Source organism: Streptomyces sp. NPDC002867 (assembly GCF_053591895.1).
This window is the reverse complement of sequence record NZ_JBSFUR010000037.1, coordinates 1-19,754: the sequence shown is the minus strand read 5'-3', so window position 1 is coordinate 19,754 and position 19,754 is coordinate 1. Positions and strand designations below refer to the sequence as shown.

The 19,754-nt window shown below is 70.8% G+C and carries 15 protein-coding genes, 1 pseudogene and 1 riboswitch; of the genes and pseudogenes, 10 read left to right on the top strand and 6 right to left on the bottom strand.

Going from position 1 to position 19,754, the window contains the following annotated elements; all coding sequences use genetic code 11:
* Positions 1 to 67 precede the first annotated feature (67 nt).
* On the top strand, positions 68 to 913 hold the full coding sequence (locus ACWD0A_RS26750; protein WP_451302085.1) for a S1 family peptidase: 846 nt from the start codon (positions 68 to 70) through the stop codon (positions 911 to 913).
* Between the two features lie 121 nt (positions 914 to 1,034).
* On the opposite strand, the gene ACWD0A_RS26745 is transcribed toward ACWD0A_RS26750, so the two are convergent.
* Positions 1,035 to 1,265, bottom strand: coding sequence for a DUF7455 domain-containing protein (locus tag ACWD0A_RS26745; RefSeq protein WP_100109587.1), 231 nt, complete (start codon positions 1,263 to 1,265; stop codon positions 1,035 to 1,037).
* Between the two features lie 433 nt (positions 1,266 to 1,698).
* On the opposite strand from ACWD0A_RS26745, the gene ACWD0A_RS26740 reads away from it, so the two are divergent.
* The 5 genes and pseudogenes from ACWD0A_RS26740 to ACWD0A_RS26720 all read left to right on the top strand — a co-directional run bounded on the left by ACWD0A_RS26740 (position 1,699) and on the right by ACWD0A_RS26720 (position 7,940).
* Entirely contained in the window at positions 1,699 to 3,825 is a 2,127-nt protein-coding gene (locus ACWD0A_RS26740) for a DNA gyrase/topoisomerase IV subunit B (protein ID WP_451302083.1), read from the top strand.
* Positions 3,826 to 3,931: 106 nt separating this feature from the next.
* Complete coding sequence (locus ACWD0A_RS26735) at positions 3,932 to 5,092, top strand: sensor histidine kinase (RefSeq protein ID WP_451302081.1); 1,161 nt, start codon at positions 3,932 to 3,934, stop codon at positions 5,090 to 5,092.
* A pseudogene (locus tag ACWD0A_RS26730) lies at positions 5,089 to 5,764 on the top strand (response regulator). Before ACWD0A_RS26735 ends, ACWD0A_RS26730 begins: the two are co-directional and overlap by 4 nt.
* Positions 5,765 to 5,862: 98 nt before the next feature.
* Positions 5,863 to 6,342 (top strand): DUF485 domain-containing protein, encoded by a 480-nt coding sequence (locus ACWD0A_RS26725; RefSeq protein WP_451302079.1) that lies wholly within the window; start codon positions 5,863 to 5,865, stop codon positions 6,340 to 6,342.
* On the top strand, positions 6,339 to 7,940 hold the full coding sequence (locus tag ACWD0A_RS26720) for a solute symporter family protein (RefSeq protein ID WP_451302077.1): 1,602 nt from the start codon (positions 6,339 to 6,341) through the stop codon (positions 7,938 to 7,940). Before ACWD0A_RS26725 ends, ACWD0A_RS26720 begins: the two co-directional genes overlap by 4 nt.
* 122 nt (positions 7,941 to 8,062) lie before the next feature.
* Here the strand turns inward: ACWD0A_RS26720 and ACWD0A_RS26715 are convergent, their stop codons facing one another.
* The 4 genes from ACWD0A_RS26715 to ACWD0A_RS26700 all read right to left on the bottom strand — a co-directional run bounded on the left by ACWD0A_RS26715 (position 8,063) and on the right by ACWD0A_RS26700 (position 11,636).
* Positions 8,063 to 8,743, bottom strand: coding sequence for a DUF7342 family protein (locus ACWD0A_RS26715; protein ID WP_451302075.1), 681 nt, complete (start codon positions 8,741 to 8,743; stop codon positions 8,063 to 8,065).
* Positions 8,740 to 10,422: a sensor histidine kinase gene (locus tag ACWD0A_RS26710; protein ID WP_451302073.1), complete on the bottom strand. Its 1,683-nt coding sequence runs from the start codon at positions 10,420 to 10,422 to the stop codon at positions 8,740 to 8,742. The genes ACWD0A_RS26715 and ACWD0A_RS26710 overlap by 4 nt, the downstream gene beginning before the upstream one ends.
* Before the next feature lie 214 nt (positions 10,423 to 10,636).
* Positions 10,637 to 10,873, bottom strand: a complete 237-nt coding sequence (locus ACWD0A_RS26705) for a hypothetical protein (protein WP_177151644.1) — start codon at positions 10,871 to 10,873, stop codon at positions 10,637 to 10,639.
* Positions 10,874 to 10,988: 115 nt separating this feature from the next.
* The gene (locus ACWD0A_RS26700; protein ID WP_451302071.1) at positions 10,989 to 11,636 is read right to left on the bottom strand and encodes a DUF6082 family protein; all 648 of its coding nucleotides are present in this window, start codon (positions 11,634 to 11,636) and stop codon (positions 10,989 to 10,991) included.
* A 277-nt stretch (positions 11,637 to 11,913) separates the two neighbouring features.
* On the opposite strand from ACWD0A_RS26700, the gene ACWD0A_RS26695 reads away from it, so the two are divergent.
* Positions 11,914 to 13,032 (top strand): CobW family GTP-binding protein, encoded by a 1,119-nt coding sequence (locus tag ACWD0A_RS26695; RefSeq protein ID WP_451302069.1) that lies wholly within the window; start codon positions 11,914 to 11,916, stop codon positions 13,030 to 13,032.
* Here the strand turns inward: ACWD0A_RS26695 and ACWD0A_RS26690 are convergent.
* Positions 13,029 to 15,479 carry a DNA gyrase/topoisomerase IV subunit A gene (locus ACWD0A_RS26690; protein WP_451302067.1) on the bottom strand — a complete coding sequence of 817 codons (2,451 nt, stop codon included), beginning with the start codon at positions 15,477 to 15,479 and terminating at the stop codon, positions 13,029 to 13,031. The two genes, ACWD0A_RS26695 and ACWD0A_RS26690, sit on opposite strands and share 4 nt — an antisense overlap.
* A gap of 236 nt (positions 15,480 to 15,715) precedes the next feature.
* Here ACWD0A_RS26690 and ACWD0A_RS26685 point away from each other — a divergent pair, with 236 nt between their 5' ends.
* The 3 genes from ACWD0A_RS26685 (at position 15,716) to ACWD0A_RS26675 (ending at position 19,650) form a co-directional block, all read left to right on the top strand.
* Positions 15,716 to 17,089, top strand: a complete 1,374-nt coding sequence (locus ACWD0A_RS26685; protein ID WP_451302065.1) for a M16 family metallopeptidase — start codon at positions 15,716 to 15,718, stop codon at positions 17,087 to 17,089.
* Between the two features lie 17 nt (positions 17,090 to 17,106).
* Positions 17,107 to 18,474 carry a M16 family metallopeptidase gene (locus ACWD0A_RS26680; RefSeq protein ID WP_451302149.1) on the top strand — a complete coding sequence of 456 codons (1,368 nt, stop codon included), beginning with the start codon at positions 17,107 to 17,109 and terminating at the stop codon, positions 18,472 to 18,474.
* Positions 18,475 to 18,704: 230 nt separating this feature from the next.
* Positions 18,705 to 18,863: riboswitch (cyclic di-AMP (ydaO/yuaA leader) on the top strand.
* Between the two features lie 13 nt (positions 18,864 to 18,876).
* Positions 18,877 to 19,650, top strand: coding sequence for a M23 family metallopeptidase (locus ACWD0A_RS26675; protein WP_451302063.1), 774 nt, complete (start codon positions 18,877 to 18,879; stop codon positions 19,648 to 19,650).
* Positions 19,651 to 19,754: the final 104 nt, after the last annotated feature.

Sequence of the window (19,754 nt, the reverse complement as noted above, 5' to 3'; positions counted from 1 at the left end):
CGGGTGCGGTCGGGGGCACCCTGCACCACTCTGGGTGCACACCATTCACGCAGAGTCAGGAGGCCGTATGCGTCGTCCCACAGCCCGAGGACTGGCCGGGGTTCCGGCCCTCATCGCCGCCGCAGTCCTGGCGCCACTGGCGATGCCATCGCCCGCAGCCGCCGACCGGGTGGTCGTCGGCGGCTTCGAGGTGAAGGCCGAAGAGAGTCCCTGGGTCGTCGCCCTGTCCAGCCGTGACCGGTTCGGCCCAACGCGGGCCGGGCAGTTCTGCGGGGGCGTCGTCGTGGCGCCCACGAAGGTGATGACCGCCGCTCACTGCCTCAGCCGGGCCGTGCTGGGCAAGGACGTGAGCGCCGTACGGGATCTGCGCGTCATCGCCGGCCGGTCCGCGCTGGACGGGCAGGGCGGACGGGAGATCGCCGTCCGCTCGAGCCAGGTCTCGTCGGCGTACGACCCCGCCACGAACACGGCCGACATGGCGGTCCTGACGCTCTCGGAGGCCCTGCCGGGTACCAATGTGCTCCCGGTCGCGAAGGCGGGCGAGGACGTGTACGCGCCCGGCACCGAGGCCACCGTCTACGGCTGGGGCGACACCACGGGCGGGGGCGGCTACGCGCCCACGCTGCGTGCGGCGCGTGTCTCGGTCCTGCCGGACGCGACCTGTGAGCGGGCGTACCCGGGCAGACTGGGCAGCCGGTACATGAAGACCACCATGCTCTGCGCCGGGGCTCCGCAGGGCGGGCGGGACGCCTGCCAGGGGGACAGCGGGGGCCCGCTGATCGCACGCGGGCGGCTCATCGGCCTCGTCTCATGGGGCAGTGGCTGCGGCCGACCCGAAGCACCTGGGGTCTACACCCGGGTGTCGACCGTCGCCCCCTTGATCACCGGGGGGAACGTCCTGGTCGGCCACTGACCGCTGCCGCGTTCATCCCCGCGGTCCCTGTATGAGAGCGGGCGGCTGCTCCCTGTGTCCAGGGGGCAGCCGCCCGACGCCGGTCCTCGACCGGCTCATGGCTCGTCGTGGATGCGAGGTCTCAGTGGTCCTCTTCGCCGGCTCCGGCCGGAACGGCCGTCAGTCGGTCCGTCTCATCCTGTATCTCCGCGGCGATCTTCTTGAGTTCCGGCTCGAACTTGCGTCCGTGGTGGGCGCAGAAGAGCAGTTCACCGCCGCTGATCAGGACGACGCGCAGATACGCCTGAGCGCCGCAGCGGTCGCAGCGGTCAGCGGCCGTCAGCGGGCTCGCGGGGGTCAGAACAGTAGTCACGTCGCCTCTTCTCTAGCTCGACGAGCTGTCGTACCAGGTGCAACATCCAACCAGCCCGAAAACGTTCCCGCTCGGGGCTTTCCCTCGAATTTTTTTCCGAGGCGGCTGTCTGCTGCCGGTTGGCGGCGAATGAGCCGTATTGCTTCGCTCTACGGATTTCGCGTTGCTTGTCTCGTTTGGCCCTCCCGGCTGGGTTGCCGGTTGTTCATGAGGACGTGCCCGGAGCCTAAATGGTTCATGCCTGGAAGGGAACGTGATGTGCACGTCACCCCATCGAGGGATCGAACACGTATGCGATGCTGGACTAGCATGAGAAATCAAGAGGGTGGCGTTACATCGGCTCTACCAGGCCTCGGTAGGCTCTGGGCGGCGACCGACGCCCCGGCCTTTACCCCACTTGGCCACATCTGAAATTCAGCGAGGAGCGAACCGCGTGACCGCCGAAACGTCCGTGCCGTCCACAGCGCTGCTGACCGCAGACCGTGACGGTTCCAACTACACCGCGCGGCACCTGCTCGTCCTGGAGGGCCTCGAAGCGGTCCGCAAGCGGCCCGGCATGTACATCGGGTCCACCGACAGCCGTGGCCTGATGCACTGCCTGTGGGAGATCATCGACAACTCCGTGGACGAGGCCCTCGGTGGCCACTGCGACCACATCGAGGTCATCCTTCACGAGGACGGGTCCGTCGAGGTCCGGGACAACGGCCGCGGCATCCCGGTCGACGTCGAGCCCAAGACCGGCCTGTCGGGCGTCGAGGTCGTGATGACCAAGCTGCACGCCGGCGGCAAGTTCGGCGGCGGGTCCTACGCGGCCTCCGGCGGTCTGCACGGCGTCGGCGCCTCTGTGGTGAACGCGCTCTCCGCGCGTCTCGACGTCGAGGTGGACCGCGGCGGCGCCACCCACATGATCAGCTTCCGGCGCGGCGTGCCCGGCATCTTCACCGAGTCGGGCCCCGACGCCCCCTTCGACCCGGCCAACGGGCTCCTGAAGGGCAAGCGCGTGCCGAAGGCCCGCACCGGCACCCGCGTGCGGTACTGGGCGGACCGCCAGATCTTCCTCAAGGACGCCAGGCTCTCCCTGGAGACGCTCCACCAGCGCGCCCGGCAGACCGCCTTCCTGGTCCCCGGGCTCACCATCGTCGTGCACGACGAGCGCGGCCCGGCGGGCGGCGACGGCGAAGGCAAGAGCGTGGAGACGTTCCGCTTCGACGGCGGGATCAGCGAGTTCTGCGAGTATCTGGCGCAGGACAAGGCGGTCTGCGACGTGCTGCGGCTGAGCGGCCAGGGCACCTTCAAGGAGACCGTCCCCGTCCTCGACGACCGCGGCCACATGACCCCGACCGAGGTCACCCGCGAGCTCGGCGTCGACGTCGCCCTGCGCTGGGGCACGGGCTACGACACCACGGTCAGGTCGTTCGTCAACATCATCGCCACCCCCAAGGGTGGCACCCATGTCACCGGCTTCGAGCGCTCGGTGACCAGGACGGTCAACGAGGTCCTGCGCTCCACCAAGCTGCTGCGCGTCGCCGAGGACGACATCGTCAAGGACGACGCCCTGGAGGGCCTCACAGCGGTCGTGACCGTCCGGCTCGCCGAGCCCCAGTTCGAGGGCCAGACCAAGGAGGTCCTCGGCACCTCGGCCGCCAACCGGATCGTCGCGAACGTGGTCGCCAAGGAGCTCAAGGCCTTCCTGACCTCCACCAAGCGGGACGCGAAGGCCCAGGCCCGCGCCGTCCTGGAGAAGGCCGTCGCCGCCGCCCGTACGCGCATCGCGGCCCGCCAGCACAAGGAGGCGCAGCGCCGCAAGACGGCCCTGGAGTCCTCGTCGCTGCCCGCCAAGCTCGCCGACTGCCGCAGTGACGACGTGGAGCGCAGCGAGCTCTTCATCGTCGAGGGAGACTCCGCGCTCGGCACGGCCAAGCTGGCACGCAACAGCGAGTTCCAGGCGCTCCTGCCGATCCGCGGCAAGATCCTCAACGTTCAGAAGTCGTCCGTCTCGGACATGCTGAAGAACGCCGAGTGCGGCGCGATCATCCAGGTCATAGGGGCGGGCTCCGGCCGCACCTTCGACATCGACGCGGCGCGCTACGGCAAGGTCATCATGATGACGGACGCCGATGTCGACGGTTCCCACATCCGGACCCTGCTGCTCACCCTCTTCCAGCGGTACATGCGGCCGATGGTGGAGGCCGGCCGGGTGTTCGCCGCTGTTCCGCCGCTGCACCGGATCGAGCTGATCCAGCCGAAGAAGGGCCAGGACAAGTACGTCTACACGTACTCGGACAACGAGCTGCGGCAGACGCTGCTCGAGTTCCAGCGCAAGGGCGTCCGCTTCAAGGACTCCATCCAGCGCTACAAGGGCCTCGGAGAGATGGACGCGGACCAGCTCGCGGAGACCACGATGGACCCGCGTCACCGGACCCTGCGCCGGATCAACATCGGCGACCTCGAGGCATCCGAGCAGGTCTTCGACCTGCTGATGGGCAACGAGGTCGCGCCCCGCAAGGAGTTCATCACCAGCTCGGCGGCCACCCTCGACCGCTCCCGCATCGACGCCTGACGCCCACCCGGGGGTGGAGCCGGGCTCCACCCCCGCTTCCTCCCCCGGCCCGATCCGGCGCGGGCCATCGCCTCCGTAGCATCGGCGCGGACGGAGGAGGACATGGGTGCCCGGCAGCAGATGGACCGAGTGGCCGACGCGCGAGGCGCTGTCCCGGATCGGGATCCCGAAGGCGCGTATCGCGCTGGACATGGCCATGCTCCTCGGCCTGGCCGGCTGGGCCGTGTACAGCTCCTACGCATCCGGTGCATTCCACGGCTGGAGCGCTGTGCTGCCGCCGCTCGGGCTCGCCGGCTGCGCAGCGGCCGTCATGCGCTTCCACCTGACGACGCTGGCCAACCGGCTGCTTGCCTCGCTGGGGCTGCTGGCAGTCCTGTGCGCGGTGGGGGCCGGAGCCTACGCCGCCGGTGCCGACGTTCCCGCGGTGGTGCTGTGGATCAGTTGCTGCGTCATGGCCATGGCGCGTATGCCGCTCGCCGCGGCGCTGGGCACGGTCGCCGTGCAGTTCGTCGGGTTCGCCCTCACCGACGACAGCCGGTGGGGCGCATGGGTCACCACCGCGGCGGTGGTGCTCGCCGGTTACTCCCTGCGGCTCGACGCCCACGCCAAGGGCACCGGGTACCGGCTTCTCGCGCAGGAACGGGCGGCTCGCGAGGCGGAAGCGACGTCGGCGGCCCTCGCCGAGCGGGCCCGTATCGCCCGGGAGATCCACGACGTGCTCGCGCACAGCCTCTCCGCGCAGCTCGTGCACCTGGAGGCGGCCAGGCTGCAGATCGAGCGAGGCCCCGAGGGCCCCTTCCGGGACAAGATCCTTGAGCGGGTGGTCGCGGCGCGCGCCATGGCCCGTGAGGGGCTGGCAGAGACCCGGCAGGCGCTGTCGGCGCTGCGGGGCGAGATGGCGCCGGTGGAGGACTACCTGCGCGAGCTGGCAGCCGCCGACGGGGTACGGACCGAGGTCACGGGGGAGCGGCGGCAGCTTCCCGCCGAGGCGTCGCAGGCCGTACGGAGAGTCGCCCAGGAAGCCCTGACCAATGTGCGCAAGCACGCGCACGGAGCCGATGTGCGCATCGTGCTGGCCTATCTGGAGGGGGAAATCGCCCTGGAGGTGCGCGACTTCGGGGCGCGGCAGAAGACCGGTGACCTCATGGCATCAGGCGCCGGATACGGTCTGCTGGGGATGCGCGAGCGGGCCGAACTGGCCGGCGGCACCCTGGACGCGGGACCGGAGGGGGAGGGGTTCGTGGTGCGGCTGCGAGTGCCGGTATGAGCGGGCGGATCGCCAGAGTGGTCGTCGCCGACGACCAGGCCGTGGTGCGCGAGGGCATCGTGATGCTGCTGGGGCTGCTGCCCGGCATCGAGGTCGTCGGCTCGGCCAGGGACGGGGAGGAAGCGGTCCGGCTCGTCGCCGAACTGGCCCCCGACATCGTGCTGATGGACCTGAGGATGCCGCGCTGCGACGGCGTGGAGGCGACCCGCCGGATCCGCGCCGAGCACGCCGCGACACAGGTCGTCGTGCTCACCACCTACGCGGACGACGACTCGCTCTTCCCGGCACTGCGGGCAGGGGCGCGCGGCTATCTCACGAAGGACGCGGACGGGGACGAGATCGTCCGGGCCGTCCAGGACGTCATGGCGGGCGGAGCGGGCCTCTCACCGGTCGTGCAGCAGCGGCTGCTGGAACATGGTCACTGCCGAGCCACCGGCGGCCGCGCCCCGCCTGCCCGACGGTCTGACGACCCGTGAGGGCGAGGTGCTCACCCTGATCGCCGAAGGCCTGGCGAACGCGGACATCGCGGGTCGGCTCGGCATCTCCACGGCGACGGTGAAGACGCACATCAACAATCTCTTCGCGAAGGCCGGTCTGCACGACCGCGCGCAGGCGGTGCGGTACGCCTATCGGGAAGGGCTCGCTCAGCCACCGGGGACGGGCATCACCTGATGGAGTGAAGAGCCCTGGGAGAAGAGTCCGAGATCTTCTCGCTTTGTCCATTCTTGTGCATGCGGGCCGAAAAGGTTCGCTGACAAGGAGAGTTGAGCGTGGACGAGAAGGAAGGGCAAGGCGCGTCGGCGGTTCGGGTCGAGGACCCGTGGTACGACACGCCGGCCTCCGGCTGGGGCGATGTGGACGGCACCGGTGGGCGGGTCCCCGTGACCCCGCCGGTGTCCGCGCAGCAGGGCGAGACCGGTCCGAGCGCTGCCGAGATCTATCTGGAGGTGCAGCGCAGCGCCGCTTTCCAGGAAGTACGCCGCCGCTACCGGCGGTTCGTCGTGCCTGCCTCCCTCGCCTTCCTCCTGTGGTACCTCGCCTACGTGGTGGCCGCGACCACCGCTCCGGATCTCATGGCCCGCCCGGTCGCGGGCGCGGTCAACGTGGCGATGGTGGCAGGACTCGGCCAGTTCCTCACCACGTTTCTGCTGACTTGGGCGTATGCCCGCCATGCCTGTCGGCGGCGCGACGGTGCGGCGCTCGAACTGCGGTGGGACACCCAGGAGATGACCCGGGGGGCCGGGCGTTGAGCGGCGACCACCAGGCACTGGCGCTGCTGCTGTTCAGCGCGTTCGTCGCCGTCACCCTCGGCATCACGACATGGGTGAGCCGCCACAGGCACGGGTCGGCCGAGGAGTTCTACGCGGGCGGGCGGCTCTTCTCCCCGATGGAGAACGGTTTCGCCATCGCGGGCGACTACATGTCGGCCGCTTCCTTCCTCGGCATCTCCGGACTCATCGCCCTGTTCGGCTACGACGGAATGCTCTACTCCGTCGGGTTCCTGGTCGCCTGGCTCGTCGTTCTCTTCCTCGTGGCGGAACTGGTGCGCAACTGCGGCCGGTTCACTCTCGCCGATGTGGTCGCCTCCCGGATGAAGGAGCGACGCGTGCGCATCGCGTCGGGAACTTCCTCGATCACCGTGTCCGTTCTCTATCTGGTGGCGCAGATGGTGGGAGCCGGGTCCCTCGTCGCGCTGCTGCTGGGCGGGACGAGCGAAGCCGCGCGCTCGTGGACTGTCGTCGGCGTGGGCGCCCTGATGGTGATCTATGTGTCGATGGGAGGGATGCGAGCCACCACCTGGATCCAGATCGTGAAGGCCGTGCTGCTGATGGCGGGCGCGATCGCGATGACCGTGCTCGTACTGATGCGGTTCGGCGGTGACATCGGCCAGTTGCTCGACTCCGCTGCCGAGCGCAGCGGACACGGCAAGGAGTTCCTCTCACCCGGGCTCCGGTACGGGGGCGACTGGACCGCGCGTCTCGACTTCATCAGCCTCGGCCTGGCACTGGTGCTGGGCACGGCAGGACTGCCGCACATCCTGTCGCGCTTCTACACCGTGCCGACCGCGCGAGCCGCCCGCCACTCGGTCGTCTGGGCCATCGGCCTCATCGGCAGCTTCTATCTGATGACGATCGTGCTCGGCTTCGGCGCCGCGGCCGTGGTGGGCGCGGACGAGGTACGGGCGTCGAGCGCCGCCGGGAACACCGCCGTGCCGCTGCTCGCCCTCGACCTCGGCGGGGGAGCGGGCTCGACCGGGGGCACCGTGCTCTTCGCGGTGGTCGCCGCCGTGGCCTTCGCGACGATCCTCGCGGTCGTCGCGGGCATCACGCTGGCGTCCTCTGCCTCGGTCGCGCACGACCTGTACGCAACCCTGCGACGCCCGGCCGACCGCGAGGGCGGAGGGTCCAGCGAGGTGGCGGTCGCCAGGATCGCGGCGGTCGGGATCGGCGCCGTCGCCATCGGGCTCGGACTGCTGGCCCGCGACCTGAACGTGGCCTTCCTGGTGGGGCTGGCGTTCGCGGTCGCCGCGTCCGCGAACCTGCCCGTCCTGCTCTACTCGCTGTTCTGGCGGAAGTTCACCACCCGCGGGGCGGTGTGGTCGGTCTACGGAGGTCTCATCCCTTCGGTGCTGCTCGTGGTGCTGTCGCCGGTGGTGTCCGGGAGCCCGCAGGCGCTCTTCCCGGGCATGGACTTCCACGTCTTCCCGCTGGAGAACCCAGGGCTCGTCTCGATCCCGCTCGGCTTCCTCGCGGGCTGGATCGGCACTGTCACGTCGTCGGAGCCGCCGGACTTGGCCCGGCATGCCGAGACCGAGGTACGGGCGCTGACCGGGGCCGGTGCCGCGTAGCGGGCCGCCTGTGCGGCCTGCCGGCGGTCCCGCCGGCAGCCGAGCTGTCGATCAACCGGCCTCCGGTCGAAGCGGTGTGACGTGGCGTCCGAGCCTGCCCGTACCGCACACCGGGGGCAGGTTCAGCCGCTGGTCGTCCAGGAGTAGCGGTGTTCGGGACGGCCCGTCTCGCCGTACTTGAGGCTCAGCCGCACGCGGTCCGCCCGTTCCAGCAGCTTCAGGTAGCGCTGTGCGGTCTGTCGGCTCATCCCCGCCCGTTCCGCGATCTCCTGGGCCGAGAGCGGGCCCTCGGCGGCCAGCAGGACCTGGCGCACCACTTCGGCCGTCGTCGGTGAGTGCCCCTTGGGCAGTTCGGGCGCGACCGACCGCGCCGACAGGGTGCCGAAGATGCGGTCCACCTCCGCCTGCTCCGCCTCGCCGCCTCCCTCGAGGGTGCGCCGCAGCGCCGCGTACGCCTCCAGCTTGGTGCGCAGCCCGGCGAAGTTGAACGGCTTCACCAGGTACTGGAGGGCGCCATGACGCATGGCGTCCTGGACCGTCGCCACGTCACGGGCCGCCGTCACCATGATCACATCGGTCTGATGGCCGAGACGACGCAGCTCCCGGACCACGGCGAGGCCGTTCTCGTCCGGCAGATAGTGGTCGAGCAGGATCAGATCCACGGGCGTCTCGGCGATACGGGTCAGTGCCTCGGCGGCCGAGTGGGCGATGGCGGCGACCCGGAAGCCCGGCACCTTGGCGACGTAGGCCGCGTTGATCTCCGCGACCCGGACGTCGTCGTCCACGACCAGTACGTCGATCATCGTGTCTCTCGCATCGTCCCGGCGACGGCCGTCGGCACCTCCGCCGCTCCCATGGCCGCGAGCGGCTGCTCGGTCAGTGCCTCCGGCAGGACGACGGTGAACTCGGCGCCGCCCGCGGCGGATTCGCTCACCACCGCCGCGCCGCCCTGCCGCTCGGCGAACCTGCGCACCAGCGCCAGCCCCAGCCCGCGCTTGCCGTGCGCGGGCAGCTCCTTGGTCGACCAGCCCTCGGTGAAGATCAGCTCACGCCGCTCGGGCGGGACCCCGGGCCCGCTGTCCGCGATGCGCAGGACGACGGTGCGGTCCTCCGCGTGCAGCTCCACCTCGACCGTCGCGTCCGGCGTGCCCGCTGCCGCGTCCAGCGCGTTGTCGACGAGATTGCCGACGACGGTCACGAGTCCGCGCGGATCGACCAGCCGGTCGGGCAGCAGCGTCTCGGGCGCGATGCGCAGTGACACCCCGCGCTCGGCCGCCACGGTCGCCTTGCCCACGAGCAACGCCGCCAGCAGCGGGTCGTGGATCTTCTCCGTGACCTGCTCCGCGGTGGCCCGGTGCACGCCGACGACCTCGGTGACGAACTCCACGGCCTCCTCGTGCATCTCCAGTTCGAGCAGGCCGAGGAGGGTGTGCATCCGGTTCGCGTGCTCGTGGTCCTGGGCGCGCAGGGCGTCGATCAGGCCTCGGGTCGAGTCGAGTTCCCGGCCCAGCTGTTCCAGCTCGGTGCGGTCGCGCAGAGTGACCACGGCGCCTCCGTCGTCGGTCGGCATCCGGTTCGCGATCAGTACCCGGCTGCCCCGTACGGTCAACAGGTCCTCGCCGCTGACGCGGCCCGCGAGCACCTCGGTGGTACGGCCTTCGCCCAGCACCTCGTCCAGCGGCCGGCCGGTGACGTCGGGGCCGACCCCCAGCAGGCGCTGCGCCTCGTCGTTGAGCAGCCGGATCCTGCCGGTCCGGTCGAGGGCCACGACGCCTTCACGGATGCCGTGGAGCATGGCCTCGCGTTCGGCGAGCAGGGCGGAGATGTCGGAGAAGGCGAGGTCGTGGGTCTGTCGCTGGAGCCTGCGGGAGATCAGGTAGGCCGCCAGCGCGCCGACGGCCAGCGCACCGCCCGCGTACGCGATGAGTCCCGGGATGGCGGCGAGCAGCCTGGCGCGGACGCTGTCGTACTCGATGCCGACCGACACGGCCCCGACGATCCGGCCCTCGTCGTCCTTGAGCGGCACCTTGCCTCGCGCGGAGCGTCCCAGGGTGCCGCTGTCGATCTCCATCACCTCGCGGCCGGCGAGAGCCTCGCTCGGGTCGGTCGAGACGATGCGCCCGATCTCGGAGGGTGACGTGTGCGACCAGCGCACGCCGTTGTCGTCCATGACGACGATGTACTCGGCGCCGGTGGAGACCCGGATCCGCTCGGCCTCCTTCTGCACCGGGCCGTCGGCGGACGGGCGGGTGCCGGTCACCTCGTCGGCGAGCTCGGGGGAGGCGGTGGTCTGCGCGATGGCCAGGGCGCGCCGCATCGCCTGGTCGTCGAGCTGGGAGCTGAGCGGCGCGAGGAAAAGGCCGGTGGCCAGCGCGGTGACGCCGGTGGCGATGGCCAGCTGCATGAGCAGGACCTGGGAGAAGACCCGCTGCGGCCAGCCGAACCGCCGTCGCCGGGCGGGGGCGGTCGGTACGGGGCTCATGCCTACGAACGGTAAACGGCGCGGCCCGCTTTTCGAAATGGACGATTCGGCACCCGGCCCGCACACGACGCCTCCGCACGACGCGATTCCCGCACGAGCCTCTCCGCGCCCCGGGGGCCTCGGCAGGCTAGGAACGCCGAGGCGGTTCACGGGGCCGGAACGACGACGTGCTCGGCACCGGTCGGTGCCGAGCACGTGCGGTCCCCGCCGGCCGTTACGCGTCGGGGATGTCGGCCTTGGCTCTGATGAGCGTTTCGCGACTGATGATCACGATGCGCTCGTAGTCCGCGCGGGCGGCGTCGGCGGGAAGCTCCTTGTCGAGGTCTTCCGTGGCCTCGGTGCCGATCACGGCGAAGCGGCCGTCGCTGAGCTCGAAAATGTCCGGGCAGGTCTGCCCGGACAGGCTTCCGCGCTCGCGAGGGGACGCTCCGATCCTACGAACGATCTTCACTGGCGCCGATCCTTGTGTGTGGGAGAGGGGTGACACGGCTGGGGCGCAGTGTGCCACGACCGGACCACTGCGGCCTCCGTTTACACACAGGTGAAACGACGGCTTTGCTCCTCGGTCACCCCGCCGGGCGTTCGTCGATCACCCGGTCGACCATCCGCCCCAGTTTCGCCTCGTCCGACTCGTACGGCAGCTCGGCGCGATGCTGACGGGTCTCTCGCCAGTACTCGCGGAAGAGAGGGCTGCGGCAGATCACCTTCACATGACCGTTCAGGTCCCGCTCGCTGGTCGAGCCGATCCGGTAGGCGTGCAGCAGGTTGCCGTAGAGAGCGTTGGCGTACAGATACTGCCGCCGGCGCACCGGCGGGACGTGGTCACCGTACGCGTTGAGCACCTCGGCGAGATCCGGATCGTCCATCGCTTTGGACAGCAGCTCGAACTGGAGCCGGTGCTGGCTCGTGATGTCGGCGCGCCGCTGGTAGCCGTTGGCGGCCTCCATGTGCTGAAGCTGGGTGGCGAGGCTGGAGTTCTGCCGGCGGAGCTGGCCGTGCTGGATGATCAGGGCGACGAGGACGGCGCCGAAGGCCAGGCCGGAGAAGACGGCGTTCGCGGCGGAGACGTCGGTGTCGGGTGCGAGCGCCTCCATCGTCGAACTGATGGCGAGGCTGAGCGCGGCGACCAGTCCCACCACGCCGGTCGCGGAGGCGATGACCAGCGCGATACCCGCCGCCACCCCCCGCTGGTGCCGATTTCCCTGTGTGCTCATGTCAACCCCCGAGACAGGCGACCGGACACCGGACCGGGCGGAGTGCGGGCGCAGCGCACCGGTGAGCGGTCGTCGACTGCATGACTGCTGACTCCCAGAGTGCCGAGCGGCTCTGACCGGCGGGGAGGCGGAGACGACGGCGCACGGAGGGAACGCCGAGGCGTTCCTTCCGGGACCGTGTCGAATGTGTGCCCGGTGCGCGCTGCTAACAATCGTTCACTTCACGTGCGCCCTTATCCTGGGCCGCCGGAGCAGTCCAACCGTCCGAGGTGCAGCAGTGAGCCCGAGCAGGTCCCAGATCCCCGTCGTCGTCCTCGCGGGCTTCCTCGGATCAGGAAAGACCACGCTGCTCAACCACCTGCTGCGCCGCAACGGCGGCAATCGCATCGGTGTCGTCGTCAACGACTTCGGGTCGATCGAGATCGACGCCATGACCGTCGCCGGTCAGGTCGGTTCCACGATCTCCCTCGGCAACGGCTGCCTGTGCTGCGCCGTCGACGCGAGCGAGCTGGACGACTATCTGGACAAGCTCACCCGCCCCTCGGCGCGGATCGACGTCATCGTCGTCGAGGCCTCCGGGCTGGCCGAGCCGCAGGAGCTCGTGCGGATGATTCTCGCCAGCGACAATCCGCGGATCGTGTACGGAGGGCTCGTCGAGGTCGTCGACGCCGCCGAGTTCGACGACACCAGGGCCCGGCATCCCGAGCTCGACCGGCACCTCGCCGTCGCCGACCTCGTCGTCCTCAACAAGACCGACCGCGTGGACGAAGCCGGACAGGAGCGGCTGCTGGACACGCTCGCCGAGCTCGCCGGGGCCACACCCGTCGTCTCCGCGCAGTACGGACGGGTCGACCCCGCCCTGCTCCTGGACCCTGCCGTACGGCCCGAACAGGAGGAGAAGGTCCGCCAGCTCTCCTTCGAGGACCTGTACGCGGAGGCGTACGACCGCGAGCACGGCCACGGGCACGAGGGGCATCTGCACGCCGCGTACGACAGTGTCTCCGTCGCCCTCGACGCACCGGTGCACCCGCGACGGCTCATGGCGTTCCTCGACTCCAGGCCCGCCGGGCTGTACCGGATCAAGGGCTTCGTCGACTTCGGCGCGGCGGATCCGCGCAACCGGTACGCCGTCCACGCGGTCGGGCGCTTCCTGCGCTTCTCCCCGCAGCCCTGGCCGGCCGGTGAGCCGCCCATGACGCAGCTCGTGCTCATCGGCTCCGGCATCGACGCCGCGTGGCTCCGCAAGGAGGTCGAGGCCTGCGCGCTGAGGGGACCCGAGGACCGCCCCGACGAGCGCAGCATGTGGGGCGTCCTGCGCTACGTGCCCACTGAGCCGGACGGGGTGGACGAGCCGGGGGAGCCGGACGGGACCGGCACCCCCGACCAGGTGCTCTAGCTCGCGGGACCCGCCAGGACCGCGACCGGTGACGTCAGCGGCGTGCCCGAGCCGTCACGGCGCGGGTCGAGCTCCGGCAACTGCGCCGGTGCGCCGTTCTTCTGCGCCGCGCGCGCCGGGGCTGCGCCGGCCCAGGCCAGGACCAGCATGTCCTCGCCCTTCAGGAAGCGCTGGCAGCGCACACCTCCGGTGGCGCGCCCCTTGCGCGGGTACTGGTCGAACGGCGTGAGCTTCGCCGTCGTCGGAGCCTCGTCCAGCGTGCCCTGCGAGCCGGCCACCGTGAACACCACCGCGTCCCCGGCCGGGTCGACCGCGGTGAACGAGATCACCTCGGCACCCTCCGCCAGCTTGATACCGGTCATACCGCCTGCCGCCCGGCCCTGCGGCCGCACCTGCGCGGCGGGGAAGCGCAGCAACTGCGCGTCGGAGGTGATGAAGACCAGGTCCTCCTCGCCCGTACGCAGCTCCGTGCCGCCCACGATCCGGTCCCCGTCCCTGAGCGCGAAGACCTCCAACTCGTCCTTGTTGGACGGATAGTCGGGGACCACCCTCTTGACCACGCCCTGCGCGGTGCCGAGCGCGAGGCCCGGCGAGGACTCCTCCAGCGTGGTGAGGCAGACGACCTGCTCGTCCGCCTCCAGCGTCAGGAACTCCGCGACCGGCGCACCCCCCGCGAGGTTGGGGTCGGACGCCGTGTCCGGCAGCTGCGGGAGCTCGATCACGGACAGGCGCAGCAGCCGTCCGGCAGACGTCACCGCACCCACCTCGCCGCGCTGCGTCGTGAGCACCGCCGAGACGATCACGTCGTGCTTGGTGCGCTTGGTGCCGTGGTCCTCCAGCGGCTCACCGGTGGCGGTGCGCGCCAGCAGGCCCGTCGAGGACAGCAGCACGCGGCACGGGTCGTCCGCGACCTGGAGCGACGCGGCGGGCGCGGGCACGCCCGCGGACTCCAGCAGCACCGTGCGCCGCGGGGTGCCGAACTTCTTGGCCACCGCGGCGAGTTCGGCGGAGACCAGCTTGCGCAGCTCGGAGTCCGACTCCAGGATCCGGGTGAGCTCCTCGATCTCGCTGTTGAGCCGGTCGCGCTCGCTCTCGAGCTCGATCCGGTCGAACCTGGTCAGGCGCCGCAGCGGAGTGTCGAGGATGTACTGCGTCTGGATCTCGCTCAGCGAGAAGTGCTCGATCAGGCGTTCCTTGGCCTGGGCGGAGTTGTCGCTGGAGCGGATCAGGCGGATGACCTCGTCGATGTCGAGCAGGGCGACGAGAAGTCCCTCGACCAGGTGGAGCCGGTCGCGGCGCTTGGTGCGGCGGAACTCGCTGCGCCGGCGCACCACGTCGAACCGGTGGTCCAGGTAGACCTCCAGCAGTTCCTTCAGCCCCAGCGTGAGCGGCTGGCCGTCCACCAGCGCCACGTTGTTGATGCCGAAGGACTCCTCCATGGGGGTCAGCTTGTACAGCTGCTCCAGGACGGCCTCGGGGATGAAGCCGTTCTTGATCTCGATGACCAGGCGCAGGCCGTGCTGCCGGTCCGTGAGGTCCTTGACGTCGGCGATGCCCTGCAGCTTCTTCGCCGAGACCAGGTCCTTGATCTTGGAGATCACCTTCTCGGGACCGACCGAGAAGGGCAGTTCGGTGACGACCAGGCCCTTGCGGCGGGCGGTGACCGTCTCGACGGACACCGTGGCGCGGATCTTGAACGTGCCGCGGCCGGTCTCGTAGGCGTCCTTGATCCCGCCGAGGCCGACGATCCGGCCGCCGGTCGGCAGGTCGGGGCCGGGCACATGGCGCATCAGCGCTTCGAGGTCGGCGTGGGGATATCTGATCAGGTGCCGCGCCGCGGCGATGACCTCGCCCAGATTGTGCGGGGGCATGTTGGTCGCCATGCCGACCGCGATGCCGGAGGCCCCGTTGACCAGGAGGTTCGGGTAGGCGGCGGGCAGGGCGACCGGCTCCCGCTCCTGGCCGTCGTAGTTCGACTGGAAGTCGACCGTGTCCTCGTCGATCGACTCCGTCATGAGACTGGTGGCGTCCGCCATGCGGCACTCGGTGTACCGCATGGCGGCCGGCGGGTCGTCGTTGCCCAATGAGCCGAAGTTCCCGTGGCCGTCGACGAGCGGCAGGCGCATCGAGAACGGCTGCGCCATGCGCACCAGGGCGTCGTAGATCGACGCGTCGCCGTGCGGGTGCAGCTTGCCCATGACCTCGCCGACGACGCGGGCGCACTTCACGTAGCCGCGGTCGGGGCGCAGGCCCATCTCGTTCATCTGGTAGACGATGCGGCGGTGCACCGGCTTCATGCCGTCGCGGGCGTCGGGCAGGGCGCGGGAGTAGATCACCGAGTACGCGTACTCGAGGAAGGAGCCCTGCATTTCGTCCACGACGTCGATGTCGAGGATCCTCTCCTCGAAATCGTCCGGCGGTGGGGTCTTCGTGCTGCGGCGGGCCATCGCGGCTGCTGCTCCTTCACGTACCAGGCTGGATCTGACGCCGACCATTGTGGACCGTCCCGCTGACAGCGTGGACCGCGACCCGGGCACAGGGCCCGCCGCGGCCCCGCGGCCGCGTCCCCCTCGAGCGGGCGAACAACGCCGACCGGCGGCCGGGAACTTCGCCAGGTGTCAGCACGCTTGCATACAGTGGCAGGTCTGGCAGCACATTCAGCATCGCGATCGAAGGGACGTACATGCCCATGGGTCACACGGCCACAGCTCAGGCCGACTCCGGCGGCCTGACAGCGACCGAGCACCGCCTGGCCAACGGCCTGCGCGTCGTGCTCTCGGAGGACCACCTGACCCCGGTCGCCGCGGTCTGCCTCTGGTACGACGTCGGCTCCCGTCACGAGGTCAAGGGCCGTACAGGACTCGCCCACCTCTTCGAGCACCTCATGTTCCAGGGCTCGGCCCAGGTGAAGGGGAACGGCCACTTCGAGCTCGTCCAGGGCGCCGGCGGCTCGCTGAACGGCACGACCAGCTTCGAGCGCACCAACTACTTCGAGACCATGCCCGCCCACCAGCTGGAGCTGGCGCTCTGGCTGGAGGCCGACCGCATGGGCTCGCTGCTGGCCGCGCTCGACGACGAGTCGATGGAGAACCAGCGCGACGTCGTCAAGAACGAGCGCCGCCAGCGCTACGACAACGTGCCGTACGGCACGGCGTTCGAGAGGCTGACCGCCCTCGCCTACCCCGAGGGCCACCCGTACCACCACACGCCGATCGGCTCGATGGCCGACCTCGACGCGGCGACCCTCGAGGACGCCCGCGCCTTCTTCCGCACCTACTACGCGCCGAACAACGCGGTGCTTTCGGTCGTCGGTGACATCGATCCGCAGCAGACGCTCGCATGGATCGAGAAGTACTTCGGCTCCATCCCGTCCCACGACGGCAAGCAGCCCCCGCGCGACGGCTCCCTGCCGGACGTCATCGGCGAGCAGCTGCGCGAGGAGATCGTCGAGGAGGTCCCCGCCCGCGCCCTGATGGCCGCCTACCGCCTCCCGCACGACGGCACCCGCGAGTGCGACGCCGCCGACCTGGCGCTCACCGTCCTCGGCGGCGGCGAGTCCTCGCGGCTGCACAACCGCCTGGTGCGCCGCGACCAGACGGCCGTGGCCGCCGGGTTCGGGCTGCTGCGCCTGGCCGGTGCCCCGTCGCTCGGCTGGCTGGACGTCAAGACGTCCGGCGGCGTCGAGGTCCCGCAGATCGAGGCCGCCGTCGACGAGGAGCTCGCGCGGTTCGCGGCCGAGGGCCCGACGCCCGAGGAGATGGAGCGCGCCCAGGCCCAGCTCGAGCGCGAATGGCTCGACCGGCTGGGCACCGTTGCCGGCCGTGCCGACGAACTGTGCCGTTACGCCGTCCTGTTCGGCGACCCGCAGCTGGCGCTGACCGCCGTGCAGCGCGTCCTCGACGTCACCGCCGAGGAGGTGCAGGCGGTCGCCGAGGCCAGGCTGCACCCGCGCAACAGGGCCGTCCTGGTCTACGAGCCCATCTCCGCCGACGACAGCGACATCAGCGACGAGACCGCGGCGGCCGACGACGACGAGCACAAGGGGGCGGACCAGTGAGCGACGCTGCCGTGACCATGGACTTCCACCCGCAGCCCACCCCCGGCACAGCCCGGCCCTGGGCCTTCCCGGCCCCCGAGCGCGGCACCCTGGACAATGGGCTGACCGTGCTGCGCTGCGACCGCCCCGGCCAGAAGGTCGTCGCCGTGGAGATCCTCCTCGGCGCGCCCCTGGAGGCGGAGCCCGAGGGCCTCGACGGCGTCGCCACGATCATGGCCCGCGCCTTTTCGGAGGGCACCGACAAGCACAGCGCCGAGGACTTCGCCGCCGAGCTGGAGCGCTGCGGCGCCACGCTCGACTCGCTCGCCGACCACCCCGGTGTCCGTGTCTCGCTGGAGGTCCCCGCCTCCCGGCTGCCCAAGGGGCTCGGTCTGCTCGCCGACGCCCTGCGCGCCCCCGCCTTCGCGGCGGGCGAGGTCGACCGGCTCGTCCGCAACCGCCTCGACGAGATCCCGCACGAGATGGCCAACCCGGCCCGCCGCGCAGCCAAGCAGCTCTCCAAGGAGCTCTTCCCGTCGTCCCTGCGGGTGTCCCGGCCACGCCAGGGCACCGAGGAGACGGTGGCGAGGATCGACTCCGCGGCCGTACGGGCCTTCTACGAGGCGCACGTTCGGCCGTCCACGTCGACCGTCGTGATCGTCGGCGACCTCTCCGGCATCGATGTGGACGCCGTCCTCGCGGAGACCCTCGGGGCCTGGACGGGCGACAAGGCGGCCACCCGGCCCGTGCCGGCGATCACGGCCGACGACACCGGCCGGGTGTTCATCGTCGACCGCCCCGGCGCCGTGCAGACGCAGCTGCTGATCGGCCGTACCGGCCCCGACCGCCACGACAGCGTCTGGCCCGCCCAGGTGCTCGGCACGTACTGTCTGGGCGGCACGCTGACCTCCCGGCTCGACCGCGTCCTGCGCGAGGAGAAGGGTTACACCTACGGCGTCCGGGCCTTCGGCCAGGTGCTGCTGTCCGCCCCGGACGGCTCAGGCGCCTCGATGCTGGCCATCAGCGGCTCCGTGGACACGCCGAACACCGGCCCCGCGCTGCAGGACCTGTGGACGGTGCTGCGCACGCTGGCGGCGGAGGGGCTCACCGACGCCGAGCGCGACGTCGCCGTGCAGAACCTGGTCGGCGTCGCCCCCCTGAAGTACGAGACCGCGGCGTCGGTCGCGGCCACGCTCGCCGACCAGGTCGAGCAGCACCTCCCGGACGACTACCAGGCGCAGTTGTACGCCCGCCTGGCTGCGACGGGCACGGTGGAGGCGACCGCGGCGGTGGTCAGCGCGTTCCCCGTGGACCGTCTGGTCACGGTGCTGGTCGGCGACGCGGCGCAGATCGAGGCTCCGGTCAGGGCGCTCGGGATCGGTGAAGTGACCGTCGTCACGGGCTGATCGAAAGCCGCGCATCAGAAGAAGCGCGCAGAACGGGTGCGATGCATCCAAACGGAACCCCGGCTTCGAGCTGTATGCCGGGGTTCCGTCCTATGTCCGGTTTGTTGGGGAGGTGGCCTGTCTGCCCTGTGGCATGCGCTACAAAAGGCGCTGTCCGTTTGGTGATCGACGGATGAACTGCCTAGCGTCGGTCCGGCTGTCCGCCTGGATCACGCCGCACCCGCGGCATCGGACAGTCATCGCCGAGTCCCCTTCAGGCGCGAGCCCGGGGAGCCGGGGACCCAGTCCCCTGGGGTGAATCGGACGCCTTCGCCCGCGCGGAGGGGCCCGTAGGAGACCTTCCTGCTCCGAACCCGTCAGCTAACCCGGTAGGCGAGAAGGAAGGAAAGGACCAGCCTTTTCATGGCGTTCACCCGTGCCACCGGGAAGCACCGTGCCCCGAGCCGTCTGACGCGCAGGAGCCGGAACATCGCCGGCGTCGCGACTCTGGCCACCACCGGCGTCATCGGAAGCCTCGCCTCCCCGGCGCTCGCCGCCGACGCCGAGCCCTCGGTCGAGGACACCGGCCTCACTCAGATCGTCTCCATGGGGTCCATCGCCGACGAGATCGCCGACCAGGCCGCCGTCCAGAAGCAGGAGGCCGCCGAGGCGGCCGCCAAGGCCCGGGCGAAGGCGAAGGCCGAGGCGAAGCGCAAGGCCGAGGCGCGCGCGAAGGAGGCCCGCGAGGCCAAGGAGCGCGCCGCCCGTGAGGCCGAGCGCCGCCGCCTGAACTCCTTCCGGCTGCCCGTCGCCGGCTCGTTCGTGACCACCGGTTACCAGGCCGGCGGGTCCCTGTGGTCCTCCGGCAGCCACTCCGGCGTCGACTTCCGCGCCGCGTCCGGCACGTCGGTCGTGGCCGTGGGCGCCGGCACCGTCGTCGAGGCCGGCTGGGGCGGCGCGTACGGCAACAACATCGTGCTGCGCATGAACGACGGCACGTACACCCAGTACGGCCACCTGTCGTCGATCAACGTCTCGGTCGGCCAGCGGGTGATGCCCGGCCAGCAGATCGGCCTAGCGGGCTCGACCGGCAACTCGACCGGACCGCACCTCCACTTCGAGGCCCGGACCTCGCCGGAGTACGGCTCCGACATGAACCCGATCGCGTATCTGCGCGCCCGCGGCGTAAGCGTCTGACCCGACGTCCTCGCGAAGACCCCCGGCGTACGCCGGGGGGGGTAGCGCGACGGGGTCCGCCCCACCCACCCCCGAGCGGCAGAGCGTCGGGGGGGGAAGGAGAG

Bases quoted from the DNA above. Each gene is read 5' to 3' on its own strand.
- ACWD0A_RS26680 (WP_451302149.1), top strand. From the start codon at position 17,107: ATGGACTTCCACCCGCAGCCCACCCCCGGCACAGCCCGGCCCTGGGCC.
- ACWD0A_RS26710 (WP_451302073.1), bottom strand. From the start codon at position 10,422: ATGAGCCCCGTACCGACCGCCCCCGCCCGGCGACGGCGGTTCGGCTGG.
- ACWD0A_RS26685 (WP_451302065.1), top strand. From the start codon at position 15,716: ATGCCCATGGGTCACACGGCCACAGCTCAGGCCGACTCCGGCGGCCTG.
- ACWD0A_RS26750 (WP_451302085.1), top strand. From the start codon at position 68: ATGCGTCGTCCCACAGCCCGAGGACTGGCCGGGGTTCCGGCCCTCATC.
- ACWD0A_RS26675 (WP_451302063.1), top strand. From the start codon at position 18,877: ATGGCGTTCACCCGTGCCACCGGGAAGCACCGTGCCCCGAGCCGTCTG.
- ACWD0A_RS26690 (WP_451302067.1), bottom strand. From the start codon at position 15,479: ATGGCCCGCCGCAGCACGAAGACCCCACCGCCGGACGATTTCGAGGAG.
- ACWD0A_RS26715 (WP_451302075.1), bottom strand. From the start codon at position 8,743: ATGATCGACGTACTGGTCGTGGACGACGACGTCCGGGTCGCGGAGATC.
- ACWD0A_RS26700 (WP_451302071.1), bottom strand. From the start codon at position 11,636: ATGAGCACACAGGGAAATCGGCACCAGCGGGGGGTGGCGGCGGGTATC.